The sequence below is a fragment of the Viridibacillus arvi genome (assembly GCF_001274945.1).
In the GTDB taxonomy this organism is placed as follows: Bacteria; Bacillota; Bacilli; order Bacillales_A; family Planococcaceae; genus Viridibacillus; species Viridibacillus arvi.
Genome location: NZ_LILB01000007.1, coordinates 202,570 through 216,985, shown reverse-complemented (window position 1 = coordinate 216,985; position 14,416 = coordinate 202,570). Strand labels below are relative to the sequence as shown.

Sequence of the window (14,416 nt, the reverse complement as noted above, 5' to 3'; positions counted from 1 at the left end):
CACCTCTTTTACAATTGCTTGTCATATTTTATAGTCAGTAGCATTGCTTGTAGGATACGCGCGCGTAGCTCATCACGTACCGGTAAATTTATTCGTAACACAGAACGATCAAGAGCTGCTAACATCATTTTAGCTTCTCTTTTCGTAATTACACCTTCGTCAATTAAACGGAAAATTAAATCATTCGTCATAGTTTGTGAAGCACCTTCATTCACTTGCTCAATCACTTGGTCAATTAAATCTGACTTTGAACTAGCTTTGACACGCAAAATTCGTATATATCCTCCACCGCCGCGTTTACTTTCAACCAAATAGCCACGCTCGGCGGTAAATCGAGTATTTATCACATAATTAATTTGGGAGGGTACGCATTGAAATTTATCAGCAATTTCACTCCGTTTTATCTCAATATGTCCTTCTCCACCTAATTCGATAACCTCTTTCAAATAACCTTCTATTATGTCAGAGATATTACGCATTTCAAATTCCACCTCGCTTGCATCACTGACTTTGACTATCTTTGACTATATTTGACTACATTATACACAGCCTAATAAAAAACACGCAATTGAAATGCTCATTGAAATGTGTAAGGTGCCTGTTTAACCTCGAAAAGCACCCATACCTTCAAATCGAAAATGTATTTTCAGTTTTGATTAAGGAATCGGAAGTTAAAAGCATCCTACTTTCTCAAGATACCCGTTTCACCTATCTAATATTCTGCTCAAACAAAAAACCACGACAGCAAATGCCATCGCGGTTTTTTCGTATTAATACCATTTCCCAACAATCGGATAATCCCAATCTGTATCATTAAGAGCCTTCACAATACCTATTACTGGAACGACAACGCCCATTATCAAAAAGACTACTAAGAATGGAAGTCCAATTAATAAAAAACTTAAGATCCCCGATACAATGACTAATACCCACATAACAAACTGGAACAATAGCGCTTGAATAGACAAACGCTTAATTTGTTTATCATCAATAAATATATAAAATAGGATTGGTACTAAACACGGAGCAAAAAATGCACTTGCATGAAGAATCACTTTTAATCCTTTTGATTCCATTTAGAGCAACTCACTTTCATAAATTAATATACTTCTTATTCTATGTATACGATACAAAAATTCATTAGTTTCATATCCTCATCAAAAAGGAACATTCTTTATTTCGATTCGTCCTCTGAAGTAACAAAAGAAAGAGAGGAGTTTTTCCTTTGAAAAAAGCATTATTATTCATCGGTAGCATCGCACTATGCTTAATCATTTTCATTGCAATGCCGTATTGTTTATTGAAAAATTCATTTTCAAATGATTGCGAATCTAAAACTTCCTCATGCTCTAAAACCATTGAGCATAAAATAAAAATCATCAATTCAATAAGTGAGTCTGATGTCCTGTATCAAGATCAGAATTCTATTGAAGACTCAACCGATAAAAGTCATAGAGATCAATTTATATCAAGCCTTTTCCTAAGTGATAACTAAATACCTTAACATAAAAAAGAGGGCCGCTATGCATAAGCGCCCTCTTTACTATTTATATTATATTATGTTCTATTCGATTTCTTCCCGTGACAATACGATACCGTTTATGAGAGGATAGTTATACATTAGTTGAAATGAGGACGATCTATGATTCGGACCCTTGGCATTACTATTAATCAAGAACTAAAAATGGATTTTCCACTAGAAGAATTACGCAATAATACTTTTGAATGGTATTGGGTTGATTTTGATGAACCTACTGTGGAAGAAGAACTACTGCTAGACACATTCTTTCACTTTCATCCACTAGCTATTGAAGACTGTTTAATGCGATTACAACGACCAAAACTCGATTATTATGACGACTACCAATTTTTAGTTGCACATAAGTTAAACGAAGAGACCTTTGAAGCCGAAGAGGTTAATATGTTCGTTTCCGAAAAATTTGTTGTGACTTTTCATAAATCGCCAGTACCTGAATTTGATATCGTCCGTTCGCGTATAAATGATCAACCACAGTATTGGAAAAGCGGTGCTATTTTCGTTACTTATCAAGCGATAGATAAAATCGTAGATAGCTATTTCCCAATGGTATACAACATTGAAGATCATTTAAATACGATTGAGGACGAGCTAAACTATCAAAGCAACACAAAATCTATGCGCTATGTATTTGATTTGCGTAGTGATTTACTTCATATTCGCCGTACCATTTTACCGATGCGTGACCTTTTATATCGTATTTTAAACTCCGAACGCTTTACATTGATCAAATCCGAACGTGCTTACTTTGCCGATATTCATGACCATTTGATAAAGCTAACAGAAATGGTTGAATCAAACCGTGAACTTACCGCTGATATGCGCGATAGTCATATGTCTATGAATGCAAGTCGCATGAACGGCATAATGATGATCTTGACCATTATCTCATCTATTTTCATTCCGCTAACCTTCATAGCAGGTGTTTACGGTATGAACTTTGAAAACATGCCTGAATTACATTGGTATTACAGCTACTTTATCGTTTTAGCTATTATGCTTTTTATTGCCGTATCCATGTTAGTATGGTTTAAATACAAAGGTTGGTTCGACTTATTCAAACCATAAAAAAACGCAGGCTCCCCACAATTTGAGGAGAGTCTGCGTTTTATTTTAGTTCATCGTCTTTAGCATCTTTTAAACCAAATAATACAAAAGAAATGGCACCTGAAAATAATGCTGCACCTACGGCAATCATTATACGTGAGTTCAAAGGAACGTCTGTATAATCCTTATTCAATAACATCAACGCCGATACCACTACAACTGCCATAATTGGTAACGCAAATTTCATTCCTCGCTTACGATCCATTGACCAATACATCCTTTTCTTCAAGACATTTCTTTTATTGTAGCATGGACGCACTACCAGAACACGGTGAAATAATATGTGACATCGATTGTTCACTTCTCTATATCAGTTTTAAAAGAGCTTTTCTAATACGCAGTTCCATCAAATCCTCAACGCATTACTTTATACCTTTAATATTAACTTCAAAATCCCCTATTTATTAATTAAATATTACTAATTTCTCAATAAAAAGAAATCTATGTTATGTCTATAGATACGTTAAAAATGGTAGAATAGAATCATCATAAACTAAACTTCGCTTATAGTAGAATGGAGACATTGACGTGTCAATTTGGACAATGAGAAGAACTAGAAAAGAAAAAGAACCCTATTTTCAAACAGAACACTATATGAATCAAGTTACTTTAAACGTAACTAGACATCATGATATACAAAAACAATTTCAATTATTAGATCTAACCAAGCAAGATTTAGCTATTTTAAAACAACTACAACCATTAACTCAGGATCTCATCAACGAAATGGTCGAGAAATTTTATGAAGCTATTAGCCAATCTGACGCTTTAATGGGTATTATTCAAAAGCATTCTGAAATCAACAAATTAAAAGTAACATTAACACGTCACCTATCAGAAATGTTTGAGTGTAATATTAATGATGATTACATTAAACAACGTAAGGTTATCGCACAAGTACACGTTCGCATAGGCTTACAATCGAAATGGTATATTAATTCATTCCAATCTTTAACTACCTCTTTCATTCATTTTGTTAATAGTCTAGAACTAAGTGCGAGGGAATCGACTTTAGCAATTAGTGCATTTTCAAAATTAATAAATCTTGAACAACAACTAGTTATTGAGGCATATGAAAATGAACAAGACCGTATTAGGGAGAATTCAGATGAAAAGCAACAAAAAGTTGTTGTCTCAGTTCAAAGTACGGCACAAGAGCTTAGTGCAATTAGCCAAGAAACAACTGCTTCACTACAATCTTTAGCTAGCCAATCAGATGACATTGCCCAATCAACTCAACAAGGTTTAATGTTCGTAACTTCTACTCAAGAAAAATCTGATAGTGGCAGAGAGCTATTAGACGCACAAACAAAATTGATGAACAAAATGTCTTCCAGCGTCACTTTATTAGATGAAACAATGAATAGATTACGTATTTCTTCTAATGAAATCACACAGATTGTTCGTCTCGTAACAGATATTGCAGATCAAACGAATTTACTTGCATTAAATGCGTCGATTGAGGCAGCTCGTGCTGGTGAACATGGTAAAGGCTTCGCTGTTGTAGCTGATGAAGTACGTAAATTAGCTGAGGAAACGAAGAGTGCTGTTCGAAATGTATCACTCCTTATTAAAGACACCGAAAATAACATTGAGAATATGTCCAGTTCAGTTAAGGATGTCGATGTTCAAATCTCTAAAGGCGTTGATATGCAAAATACCCTATCTCAATCATTCAACATTATTGCAGAGGCGGTTGCAGGTATAAAAGAAAAAAATGAAAATACAACAAAAGACATTACTAGTATTTCTCATTTGCTTGAGGATTTGAGCCAAGGAGCTGCTCAAGTATCTGCATCTTCTGACCATCTAATTGAAATTACAAGCCAATTAAATTAAGAAAAACAGGCGGTTTGCTATGAGATTCATAGTAAACCGCCTGTCTTATATTATTGATAAAATCTCTTTATTCCATAAAAGCCATAAACTAGACTCTATTACGCTGTAACATCTCGTTTAGTGAAAACAATATAACTAATCGCCATGAAAATAATTACGTAAACAGATAACACGGCTAGGGCAAGTGTCATCGTTGTTCCTTCAACTATTACATAACCATTCACAAACTGTGTTAAATCCGTATAAGTGAAGAATAAATATTTTACAATTTCATATTTGCTTAAGAAAACAACAATCGTACTTCCCATAAACCATAGGAACATTGAAATACCAATTGCTAATGCATTTGAACGGAAAACTGATCCAATCATAAATGCAAATGTTGCCGTTACAAAAATATTAACTGATGAAATTAAATATAAATACAATGAGCGTAGCCAAATCGACTGTTCCACTACTTCACTGCCATTCCATTTCAAATAACCTTCACCACTTGTATCAAATAATATAAACCCAATGATCGTTGAGGTAATCCATGTGACTGCTGCCATTACTATCCCAAATAATAATACTGTCGCAAATTTAGATGTAAGTATTTTCCATCTTTTCACTGGTCTCGTTAATAACATTTTAATTGTGCCTTCTGAAAACTCAATTGCCACAATTCCAGCTGCAATAACGACAACAAACATAGTAACTAGCGACAACATACCACTAGAGCCTAACACAAAACTTTCCGTACTCATGTTATTTTCAGGTGCAATATCATTCTTCAAGCGATATTCTGAAATACTTTTTTGCTCGATTAGATCTTCTTTTTCATCTTTAGATAGACTATCTTCTTTTAGCATTTTTTCATTCTCAGCAATAACAGCTTTTTCCTGTTCTTGCCAACTCAGCTTTGGTGCATCTTTCCCATCAGCATTTTCTATTGTTACTACTCCGCCTGTTGAATCCTCAGCAGAACCATACTTAGATGATATCCACTTATTTAACCCAGCCATACCAATTACTATTACTATGAGCATGATTAACATAATCCAAGTGGCTTTTTTACGCCATAACTTCATCCACTCATTTTGAATTAGTTTCAGCAATTTGGCCACCTCCTGTCATTTCTAAGAATTGATCTTCTAACGTTTTATGATAAGGTTTTATTTCATAAATATTAATATCACTTGCAACAAGCGACTGCACTATTGCTGGAATTTTTGTTTTCTCTGCCTGTATGAGCCATCCCTTTTCATGCTGTTCAAAAACAACACCCGCATCAGCAAAGACTGTCGTGATATTAGCATTTTGTTCTGTTTCAATATAATAATGTGATTGCTCATCATCTTTCATTTCACGCATATCAATTAACTTACCATTTTGGATAACTGCAATTCTGTCACACATTAATTCTATTTCAGAGAGTAAGTGACTTGATACGAAAACAGCGACACCTTCCTCCTCCGCAATTTTACGTAAGTAGTTACGGAATTCTCGAATACCTGCTGGATCTAAGCCATTCGTAGGTTCATCTAATATTAAAAACTTAGGTTTATTTAGCAAAGCCTGTGCTAAACCTAAACGTTGACGCATCCCTAACGAGTACGTCGATACTTTTTCACGAATACGATTTTCTAAACCTACTTGGCGAATAACTTCGTTAATTCTCTCTTTTGTTACGTTTTTATTCATACGCGCAAAATGTTCCAAGTTTTTATAGCCCGATAAGTATTTATACATCTCAGGGTTTTCTACGATTACACCTACTTTGCTAATCGCTTCCTCAAAATGCCTTTGGACCGACTGCCCATCGATGAAAACTTCACCGCTCGTCGGCTTCATAAGCCCTACCATCATACGGATTGTTGTCGTTTTCCCCGCACCATTTGGTCCTAAAAAGCCCGTAATTTGACCAGGATACAAAGCTAAATTTAAATCATGGATAATCTTCTTACCTTTAATTGTTTTCGATAAATTCTTCAGTTCAACAATTGGTTTATTGTCCAACTTTGTCACCTTCCTTCAATAAATTTTTCAACCATGTAATCGTATCTTGGTTGTATATTTCGCGGATGTTTTCAATTTCTTCCTGCCCTACAATCTTTCCTTTTTGAAGAACGATAATACTATCCAACAAAGGCTCAACTTCCCTAATTTCATGAGTCGAAAGAAAAATTGTTTGTGTTTCTGAATCTGTAAATTGAATTAGCCCTTTAATCAAATTCTCTCGTACAAGTGGGTCAAAACCAGAGAATGGTTCATCCATTAAATAATAAGATGCATCTCTCCCCAGTGTAGCTGCCATTTTCACACGCCCACGACTACCCTTTGACATATTCTTAAGTTTTACATCTAATGGAATATTCAAAAATTGCGCCACAATACAAGCTTTGTCATAATGAAAGTCTACAAATTGTGTGTCGTAATAACGGAAAAGTTCTTCTCCCGTAAAGTATGGATAAAATAAATCCAAGTCAGGTAAGTAAGCGATGTGCTCAGCACTTCCTCGATTTGCCCTTCTACCATCTAGCTGCACTCTTCCACCCGTAGGATGTAGTAAACCAGCAATAATTTTTAGCAGTGTAGATTTACCACTTCCATTTTCTCCAGCTAACCCTATAATTTTCCCTTTTGGAATGGTAAAAGAAACATCGGATAATACAGTTTTTTTGCCATATTTTTTTGAGATTTTATCAACTGTAATCATACTTACTCACCTCGTTCCTTTGCTTGCAATACCTCTATCATTTCTCTTTGAGTAAAACCTAATGACTCCATGTTGTGAATGAAGCTTTCAACTAATCCTAGCTTCATCTCTTCACGTAGTTCAGCTAGTCGCTCACGGTTTTCCGTCACGAATGTACCTTGACCACGTTTCGTTTCCGTAATATCCAATTGCTCCAACTCCTTGTATACACGCTGCATTGTATTCGCATTAACCCCGGCTTCAACAGCATATTCCCGAACTGATGGAAGGCGGTCTCCCGATTTTAAGCTTCCACGAATAATATCACCGCATATACGATCTACAAGCTGTTGATAAATTGGTTTATCCTTCAAAAAATCTACACTCATCGTTGTTCAACTCCTCGGTCGAACCACTTTAGCGCTATAGCGTAGAAGAGAATTGTTACGATGGCATAAAATAGAATAGAACCTAAATAAAGATTCTGAATTTCTAGTGTGCCTGGGATATCAGTAATCTTTGGTACCACTTTTCCAACTACAGTCGATTTGATTTCAAATGTATAAAGCCACTTTTTCATCCATGCTAACTCTAACATTTTCGACCAAAGTAAAGAGGATACAATTCCAACGACCACGGTAATAAATCCAGTAAATTTTCCAGTGTAATGTCTCATTTTCATATGGAAAATCCATAATAATAACACAACAACAAACATAAACAACGAGTTTGAAACGAGTAGGAGTAGAAGATGAATCCCAAGTAAAATTAACTCTCCTAATTCAGCTATATGGCTAGCTACTAGCAAAGTAATACCCAATACACCCAACACGATAAACACAACAATTTCAAAAAGGATACTAAAAGCAATTTTAGAGCTTATAATTTGCCCAGTAGTAGCAGGTGTATGTAACCACACGTCTATTCTTTTAGCATCTTGATTTAGACTAATACAGAATTGGATCAATACGATAAAACTCTGTAAGAGCACCCATAAACCTGTTAGTACAAGTGCGATTTCCACATATATTCCATCCCAATCGAACATCTTCATCAGTCCTACTGGTACCAGAAAAATTGTTACCACAGTGGCCAATATAACTCCCCATATCCAAGAACGATATAATAACCACTCTCTTTGAAATAGGCCATTCCATTTTTTCATAAGTATCCCTCGCATGCTCTAGTGTACTAGTTACATAGTACACCTAAAAAAAGGTAAAACGCAAGTGGAATTGTAATTTGATTACTTAACACCTTGGCAAAATGCTATTCAGTTAAACGTTCCATACCTTGCTATTACTAAATTTAATTCACCCTAAAATAGCATCAATTTTTTTCTGAATTTGCGTTTCTTTCTCCTCTGTCATTTCCAAGCGTTTACATAGTTCATCACAAGTAGCAATCACTTGATTCAATGTTTGTTCTACATGCTTTTGTGATGATTTAATACGCGAATGCAATGACCATTCAGAGAAGATATCATCAAACACATAATCCGCAAATGTTATAAATGAACCTCTTTCGACTTGTAAATTTTCAACTTGAATCTCCCTTACATCTAATAATTCTGTTTGAAAATTTTGAAGTGCAACCTGTGCTTTATGTATAGCATTTTCGGTATCATCTAATTCACCGTGTTTTAAAGCAGTCGCAATAAAACCACCTCCTAAAAACGTATCCCATGTAGAGTAGCCTTCAGCATTATCTAATCGTTTTAGAGCAAACTGTAGTGATCTCTTCGCTACGTCCCCAGCTTTTATTGCTTCTTTAATTTCTCGATGTAAAGTCGTTAGTAACGTTCTTTCTTCATACAAGTCCCCCAATAGACGACACTCTGGTAAATTGTTATTGAAAATAAAATCTTCCTTTTCCTTAATAATTGCAGACCATCTATCTTCAATATTTTGCCATATAGGGTTGTAAAGTTCTGTTTGTATCTCTGCTAAATCAGCTTGTAAAGTCTCTTTCATCTTCTCAGCCTCACGCCACTTCGCTTCGGCTGATGCCATTTCCGACAATTCCTTTAATCGAATTTCGTCCTGCTTGCCTGTCCATGTTCTAAACATATTTAAAAATGAAAATCGATCTAGTTTATCGACATCCTTTGTTTCTTTCTGTAACTTTCTATAATATCTTTCTGAACGTCTACCTATCTCTTCAAGTTGTTCTTGAAGCGCAATTTGACGACGCAAAACTTTATCTCTCTTATCCATTTCAAGCTTTAATTCTGCTTGTCGACCATCTATTTGTTGTAACATTTACCCGACCTCCCACAATTACCTTTTATTAACATACGAAAAAGTTAATGAAATGGTTTCATTTATTTTGATAAACTAAAAGAATAATCGTGAGAGGGTGATCTTTTGGTTACTTTATATATAACAAGACATGGACAAACAGAGTGGAATGTAGCAAAGAGGATGCAAGGTTGGTCTGACTCTCCTTTAACAGAAAAAGGTCATCAAGATGCGGGGAAATTAGCTCATAAGTTAAAGAATATTCCTTTTTCAGTAGCCTATATTAGTCCAAGCGGGCGCACTGTACAAACTGCAGAAATTCTTTTGAAGGGACGCGAAGTAACAACCATTTTAGACGAAGATTTACGAGAGATTAATGCGGGAGAATGGCAGGGAATGACTTTAAGTAATATTGAATCCACATTCCCTGAACAGTACGTTGCTTATTATGAGCAGCCTGAGCAGTTCAAACCTACATCCGGGGAAAGTTTTCATGACGTTGAAAAGCGAGTTCTTTCAGTTTTAAATCGTATAATTGAAGCAGACCCAGAAGGAAATGTCTTAATCGTTACACATAGTGTTGTGAAAAAATTACTTATTAATTATTTTAAAGGGAATCCATTAAATTCTCTTTGGGATCCCCCTTTTATTCACGGTACAAGCTTAACCGTTGTAGAAATAGATAATGATGGACAAGCAACCTTTAAAATAGTTGGGGACACTTCACATTTTGAATAAAAAAACCGTCCTTCTATACATGATTCCATGCATGAAGGACGGTTTATTATCAGTGTGGCATTAAACGCTTCGCTTTACGATGCTCACGACGTGCAGGACCAGTATCGAATAATCGTTTTTCCGCTTCTGTTTCTGGGAACACACCGGGCACAGGAATAGGTTTACCATTCTCATCAACTGCAACCATTGTTACAAAAGATTCCGTAGTTAATTTTTGTTCTCCTGTTAATAGATCTCGGGAAATTACACGTACATACACTTCCATAGAAGATCGACCAGTAGAAGTCACTATACTTTCTAGTTCTAAAACATCACCTACATGAGCAGGTGATACGAAATCAACTGAATCAATAGAAGCTGTAACTACAGCACTTTTTGCATGCTTCATTGATGTAATTGCAGCAATTTCGTCAATATAAGCTAAAACTTTTCCTCCAAAGATAGAGTTCATATGATTTGTATCTGGTGGCAAGACTAATTTCGATTGTATAGTGCGAGACTCTTTCATTGGAATTGCTTCTGTCATTTTCTAAACACGCTCCTAGATCATTTTGCTTTCTCAAGCTAATGTTATTTTAAAGTTAATGCGTTTGTTTTTCTACAATTCAGATTAAAATAATATCTAAAATCATTTATGACCGTTTACTAACTTAAAATTCCCTAAGGAAAACCTTCTTAGTAAACTAATGATACTAATAATTTTAGATTTCATTTTATAGCTTCTCCAGTTAAAGCCATTCGTATTCTACAAGGAATCATTATTTTATTTTAAAGACCAGTGTTTACCGTAATAAATTTCAATTCTGTCATTCCTTCAACTGCAAATTTAACTCCTTCACGACCATAACCACTCATTTTCACGCCACCATATGGCATATTATCTGTACGGAATGTGGGAATATCATTAATAATTACAGATCCTGCTTCTAATTCATCGGCTGCACGCAAAGCATCGTCTAGCTTATTTGTAAAAATGCCTGCATTCAAACCAAGGTCAGATGAGTTTAATAAATCGATAGCTTTGTCGAATGTTTCATATGGAACAATCGACACAATAGGTGCAAATACTTCTTGACAAACTACTTTCATATCTGTTTCGACATTCGTCATGACGGTTGGTGTCAACGTACGTTCAGTGAATGTTCCGCCAGTGGCGACGATTGCCCCTTGGGTTTTTGCTTCTTCAATCCACTCTGTAATTCTTGTTACTTCTTTTGGATTAATCATTGCGCTGACATCCGTCGATTTATCAAACGGATTACCCACTTTTAGTTTTTCTGTTTCTGCCACGAACGCCTTCGTAAATTCATCGTAAATCGATTCATGAACAAAAATGCGTTGCAATGAAATACAAACTTGCCCCGCAAAACCGAATGCACCGTTCACACAACGTCCTACAATTTTTTCAATCGGTGCACTTGGCTCTATTATTAATCCTGCATTTGAACCAAGTTCGAGTGTGATTTTACGTAAGCCGACCTGTTCTTTGATTTTCAATCCAACAGCTCCACTTCCTGTAAAAGTTACTTTTTTTACTGCTGAATTTGTAACAAGCTCCTCACTAAGCTCACTGCCGCTACCCGTAACAATTTGAAGCACACCATCTGGTAAACCCGCTTCTTTAAAAATTTCTGCCATCACAATACTGCTTAATGGCGTTTGAGATGCCGGCTTTAAGACAACAGCATTTCCTACAGCAAAAGCTGGCCCTAATTTATGTGCTACCAAATTAAACGGAAAGTTAAATGGTGTAATAGCAGCGACCACACCAAGTGGTACGCGCTTTGTCCAACCGATTCGATTCGTTACCCCTGGTGCTGCGTCCATCGGTACTGTCACACCATGTAGTTGTTTCGCTTCCTCTGCTGCAAATTGATACGTTGCAATAGTACGATCCAACTCACTTAAGCTAGCTGTAATTGGTTTTCCCGCCTCTAACGTCAAAATTTCCGCTAATTCCTCACGACGTCTACGCATAATTTCAACAACACGATATAAAATTTCTGCTCTCTCGTATGCCGTTGTTTTTTTATAAGATTGAAAAGCATTATGTGCTCCTTCAATAGCCCGTTTCACATCTGCTGTTGTTCCCTTTGCCACTTTAGCAATTACTTCACCACTATAAGGAGATTGTAGCTCATAGCTTTCTACTGTATCTTCCCATTTACCATCTATCCAAAGTTTCTTTTCTTCCATTTGAATTCCTCCTATATGTAGTTCACAACACCTTCCATATTATCACTATTTTTTTGAACCGGTGCAGGTGGGCGTTTAATTACTACCATTGCTATTTGCTGCAGTTGATGCACTGACAATTACAGCGGTAGAAATCATTGCAGCTTGCTGAGCCTGTAAAATAGATTCTATAGATGTGAGTACTGTCATTGTCGTTCCAGTTTGTGTTTCGATTAAATGTTTTGTTTCAAGCTGGACCGCAATAGGTAAAATCATCTCTTTATAACCCCATTTAAAAAGCTTCATCTGTTCAAGTTCATAATAGACAGAAACAATTTTCTGTAGGAGTTCATCTTTCGCACCGATAGCTCCCAACAAACCAATTACCATATAATGCGGTCTCTTTACTTTAATACCCGCTTTTTTAAAATAATCACGTACATTCAACACATTTTCTATAAGTTTGCGATTATATCCAGCGTTTGTAATGGTCATAATTTGTGACGTCCATTGTAATTCATCACTACTATAAAAACCATTCCCCTTTAAATCCTTAAAATAATCATTCATTGTCGTAGCGCGTTCTTGTATATCCCCTTCTTGTTTACTTAGTAGCACAGCAAATGGAATATCTTCATGTGATGTAAGAAACGGATGATGTTTTCGAATTGCATCATAAAGCTCTTTCCCTTTATTCGCTTGTTCTTCTTCCGGTATAACATCACTATTGATAAAAAGAGCTGCTAAATATGAATACATCGACCGCTTAAATCCTGCTTGCTTCAAGGTCTCTTCACGTGCTATTAATAGTCCTACTGCTGTACTTGGCATCTCATCTGTGCTATCTAAGAAAGCAACCATACTATGATGAATATGGGATCTTAGGGGTGATAATAATTTTGTCTGCGCTTTAATTTCATCTGATATTTCTATAAATCGTTTTGCATTAAATGTACGTCCAGTTGTAACATAATAGCTAGCTATAGAAATTAAAAAGCGTTTATCTACACCCCAGCCCACAGCATTTTTCAATCTTTCATATGTATCTTGTATATCTCGCTTCACTTGCATCATTTCCATAATATCCATCTCCTTTTTTAAATTTTACGTATTGGTTAATGATTGGTTTCATTTTGTTATAATGTAAATAATTTACGAGTGAGGTGAGTAGCATGACAGAATTTGATGTCATACAACAAACGAATATCTTTCAATCAAAAGACACGTTAAAAGTACAACTCCAAGAGCTTGGCATACGTGTGGGTGATTCTATAATTGTTCACTCTTCCCTTAGCAAAATGGGATGGATTGCAGGTGCTGAACAGGCCGTAATTGAGGCTTTAATGGAGAGTATAACTGAAAAAGGTACAATTGTTATGCCTTCCCAATCCGCTACTAATTCTGAACCATCATATTGGGCACTACCGCCAGTACCAGAGCCTTGGCATCAATCAATTCGTGATTCAATGCCAGCTTATGATCCACATTTATCTTCCTTACGTGGTATGGGTAAAATAGCAGAATGCTTTCTAAGACACCCTTCAACAGTTCGTAGCATGCATCCAGCACATTCCTTTATGGCATGGGGATTAAATGCAAAAGAATGGATGAATTCACATCCAATTGAAAGCTCATTTGGACTTACATCTCCTCTTGGTAAAATGTTTCAACACGATATGAAGATATTATTGATTGGTGTTGATTATGATTCCTGTACAGCACTTCATTTATCAGAGTACCTTGCAAATGCACAAAATACATCTCCTCAAGGGGCGGCTATGTTGATTGAAGGTAAGCGCCAATGGGTTACCTTTGATATGCTCAATGTAGATTCAGACCGCTTCCTTGAGATTGGTAACTCATTTGAAAAGGCGTATTCTGAACATGTACATTATGGGACGTTAGGACAAGCCATCACTAAAGTTATTGCAATGAAACCACTTATTGAATACGGTACAATTTGGCTAAATGATCATGCAAAAACTCCTGAAGAATAAGAAAAAGAAAAGGGTCTCTAGCATGAAGTGGAACTGACCCCTGTATTTAAGACAGGGATCAAAAAAGCATTTATCCAACCAGTTGTCGGTATTGTACCGGCGACTG

17 protein-coding genes are annotated in these 14,416 nt (G+C 35.9%); 5 read left to right on the top strand and 12 right to left on the bottom strand.

Annotation, left to right across the window (positions count from 1 at the left end; genetic code table 11):
• Window positions 1-8: 8 nt before the first annotated feature.
• Window positions 9-479, bottom strand: a complete 471-nt coding sequence (locus AMD00_RS18490; RefSeq protein ID WP_053418516.1) for a CtsR family transcriptional regulator — start codon at window positions 477-479, stop codon at window positions 9-11.
• Between the two features lie 291 nt (window positions 480-770).
• On the bottom strand, window positions 771-1,076 hold the full coding sequence (locus AMD00_RS18485; protein WP_053418515.1) for a DUF4870 domain-containing protein: 306 nt from the start codon (window positions 1,074-1,076) through the stop codon (window positions 771-773).
• Between the two features lie 149 nt (window positions 1,077-1,225).
• Here AMD00_RS18485 and AMD00_RS18480 point away from each other — a divergent pair, with 149 nt between their 5' ends.
• Together AMD00_RS18480 and corA are read left to right on the top strand one after the other, a co-directional pair.
• Complete coding sequence (locus AMD00_RS18480; protein ID WP_053418514.1) at window positions 1,226-1,495, top strand: hypothetical protein; 270 nt, start codon at window positions 1,226-1,228, stop codon at window positions 1,493-1,495.
• 147 nt (window positions 1,496-1,642) lie between these two features.
• The gene (corA, locus tag AMD00_RS18475) at window positions 1,643-2,605 is read left to right on the top strand and encodes a magnesium/cobalt transporter CorA (protein ID WP_053418513.1); all 963 of its coding nucleotides are present in this window, start codon (window positions 1,643-1,645) and stop codon (window positions 2,603-2,605) included.
• Window positions 2,606-2,645: 40 nt separating this feature from the next.
• Here corA and AMD00_RS18470 read toward each other — a convergent pair whose 3' ends face one another.
• Window positions 2,646-2,849, bottom strand: coding sequence for a hypothetical protein (locus AMD00_RS18470; protein WP_053418512.1), 204 nt, complete (start codon window positions 2,847-2,849; stop codon window positions 2,646-2,648).
• 323 nt (window positions 2,850-3,172) lie between these two features.
• On the opposite strand from AMD00_RS18470, the gene AMD00_RS18465 reads away from it, so the two are divergent.
• Window positions 3,173-4,483 carry a globin-coupled sensor protein gene (locus tag AMD00_RS18465; protein WP_245639562.1) on the top strand — a complete coding sequence of 437 codons (1,311 nt, stop codon included), beginning with the start codon at window positions 3,173-3,175 and terminating at the stop codon, window positions 4,481-4,483.
• Between the two features lie 98 nt (window positions 4,484-4,581).
• Here the strand turns inward: AMD00_RS18465 and AMD00_RS18460 are convergent, their stop codons facing one another.
• From AMD00_RS18460 to AMD00_RS18435, 6 genes are all read right to left on the bottom strand, one after another.
• The gene (locus tag AMD00_RS18460) at window positions 4,582-5,589 is read right to left on the bottom strand and encodes an ABC transporter permease subunit (protein WP_227751959.1); all 1,008 of its coding nucleotides are present in this window, start codon (window positions 5,587-5,589) and stop codon (window positions 4,582-4,584) included.
• Window positions 5,558-6,481, bottom strand: a complete 924-nt coding sequence (locus AMD00_RS18455) for an ABC transporter ATP-binding protein (RefSeq protein ID WP_053418510.1) — start codon at window positions 6,479-6,481, stop codon at window positions 5,558-5,560. The genes AMD00_RS18460 and AMD00_RS18455 overlap by 32 nt, the downstream gene beginning before the upstream one ends.
• Window positions 6,471-7,181: an ABC transporter ATP-binding protein gene (locus tag AMD00_RS18450; protein WP_053418509.1), complete on the bottom strand. Its 711-nt coding sequence runs from the start codon at window positions 7,179-7,181 to the stop codon at window positions 6,471-6,473. Before AMD00_RS18450 ends, AMD00_RS18455 begins: the two co-directional genes overlap by 11 nt.
• 2 nt (window positions 7,182-7,183) lie before the next feature.
• A complete protein-coding gene (locus AMD00_RS18445; RefSeq protein WP_053418508.1) occupies window positions 7,184-7,549 on the bottom strand; it encodes a GntR family transcriptional regulator in 366 nt (121 codons plus the stop codon).
• Window positions 7,546-8,325 (bottom strand): hypothetical protein, encoded by a 780-nt coding sequence (locus AMD00_RS18440; protein WP_053418507.1) that lies wholly within the window; start codon window positions 8,323-8,325, stop codon window positions 7,546-7,548. Before AMD00_RS18440 ends, AMD00_RS18445 begins: the two co-directional genes overlap by 4 nt.
• Before the next feature lie 148 nt (window positions 8,326-8,473).
• On the bottom strand, window positions 8,474-9,421 hold the full coding sequence (locus tag AMD00_RS18435; RefSeq protein ID WP_053418506.1) for a hypothetical protein: 948 nt from the start codon (window positions 9,419-9,421) through the stop codon (window positions 8,474-8,476).
• 105 nt (window positions 9,422-9,526) lie between these two features.
• On the opposite strand from AMD00_RS18435, the gene AMD00_RS18430 reads away from it, so the two are divergent.
• A complete protein-coding gene (locus AMD00_RS18430; RefSeq protein WP_053418505.1) occupies window positions 9,527-10,138 on the top strand; it encodes a histidine phosphatase family protein in 612 nt (203 codons plus the stop codon).
• Between the two features lie 49 nt (window positions 10,139-10,187).
• Here AMD00_RS18430 and AMD00_RS18425 read toward each other — a convergent pair whose 3' ends face one another.
• The 3 genes from AMD00_RS18425 to AMD00_RS18415 all read right to left on the bottom strand — a co-directional run bounded on the left by AMD00_RS18425 (window position 10,188) and on the right by AMD00_RS18415 (window position 13,393).
• Window positions 10,188-10,664, bottom strand: a complete 477-nt coding sequence (locus AMD00_RS18425; RefSeq protein ID WP_053418504.1) for an acyl-CoA thioesterase — start codon at window positions 10,662-10,664, stop codon at window positions 10,188-10,190.
• 242 nt (window positions 10,665-10,906) lie between these two features.
• Window positions 10,907-12,334 (bottom strand): aldehyde dehydrogenase family protein, encoded by a 1,428-nt coding sequence (locus AMD00_RS18420; RefSeq protein WP_053418503.1) that lies wholly within the window; start codon window positions 12,332-12,334, stop codon window positions 10,907-10,909.
• 75 nt (window positions 12,335-12,409) lie between these two features.
• Window positions 12,410-13,393 carry a DUF4003 family protein gene (locus AMD00_RS18415; RefSeq protein ID WP_053418502.1) on the bottom strand — a complete coding sequence of 328 codons (984 nt, stop codon included), beginning with the start codon at window positions 13,391-13,393 and terminating at the stop codon, window positions 12,410-12,412.
• A gap of 92 nt (window positions 13,394-13,485) precedes the next feature.
• On the opposite strand from AMD00_RS18415, the gene AMD00_RS18410 reads away from it, so the two are divergent.
• Complete coding sequence (locus AMD00_RS18410) at window positions 13,486-14,310, top strand: aminoglycoside N(3)-acetyltransferase (protein WP_053418501.1); 825 nt, start codon at window positions 13,486-13,488, stop codon at window positions 14,308-14,310.
• Window positions 14,311-14,416: the final 106 nt, after the last annotated feature.

What these genes read in the sequence shown, in the direction of transcription:
- AMD00_RS18445 (WP_053418508.1), bottom strand. Translation starts at nt 7,549, where the DNA reads ATGAGTGTAGATTTTTTGAAGGATAAACCAATTTATCAACAGCTTGTA.
- AMD00_RS18450 (WP_053418509.1), bottom strand. Translation starts at nt 7,181, where the DNA reads ATGATTACAGTTGATAAAATCTCAAAAAAATATGGCAAAAAAACTGTA.
- AMD00_RS18425 (WP_053418504.1), bottom strand. Translation starts at nt 10,664, where the DNA reads ATGACAGAAGCAATTCCAATGAAAGAGTCTCGCACTATACAATCGAAA.
- AMD00_RS18490 (WP_053418516.1), bottom strand. Translation starts at nt 479, where the DNA reads ATGCGTAATATCTCTGACATAATAGAAGGTTATTTGAAAGAGGTTATC.
- AMD00_RS18410 (WP_053418501.1), top strand. Translation starts at nt 13,486, where the DNA reads ATGACAGAATTTGATGTCATACAACAAACGAATATCTTTCAATCAAAA.
- AMD00_RS18470 (WP_053418512.1), bottom strand. Translation starts at nt 2,849, where the DNA reads ATGGATCGTAAGCGAGGAATGAAATTTGCGTTACCAATTATGGCAGTT.
- AMD00_RS18485 (WP_053418515.1), bottom strand. Translation starts at nt 1,076, where the DNA reads ATGGAATCAAAAGGATTAAAAGTGATTCTTCATGCAAGTGCATTTTTT.
- AMD00_RS18435 (WP_053418506.1), bottom strand. Translation starts at nt 9,421, where the DNA reads ATGTTACAACAAATAGATGGTCGACAAGCAGAATTAAAGCTTGAAATG.
- AMD00_RS18420 (WP_053418503.1), bottom strand. Translation starts at nt 12,334, where the DNA reads ATGGAAGAAAAGAAACTTTGGATAGATGGTAAATGGGAAGATACAGTA.
- AMD00_RS18440 (WP_053418507.1), bottom strand. Translation starts at nt 8,325, where the DNA reads ATGAAAAAATGGAATGGCCTATTTCAAAGAGAGTGGTTATTATATCGT.
- corA (WP_053418513.1), top strand. Translation starts at nt 1,643, where the DNA reads ATGATTCGGACCCTTGGCATTACTATTAATCAAGAACTAAAAATGGAT.
- AMD00_RS18415 (WP_053418502.1), bottom strand. Translation starts at nt 13,393, where the DNA reads ATGGAAATGATGCAAGTGAAGCGAGATATACAAGATACATATGAAAGA.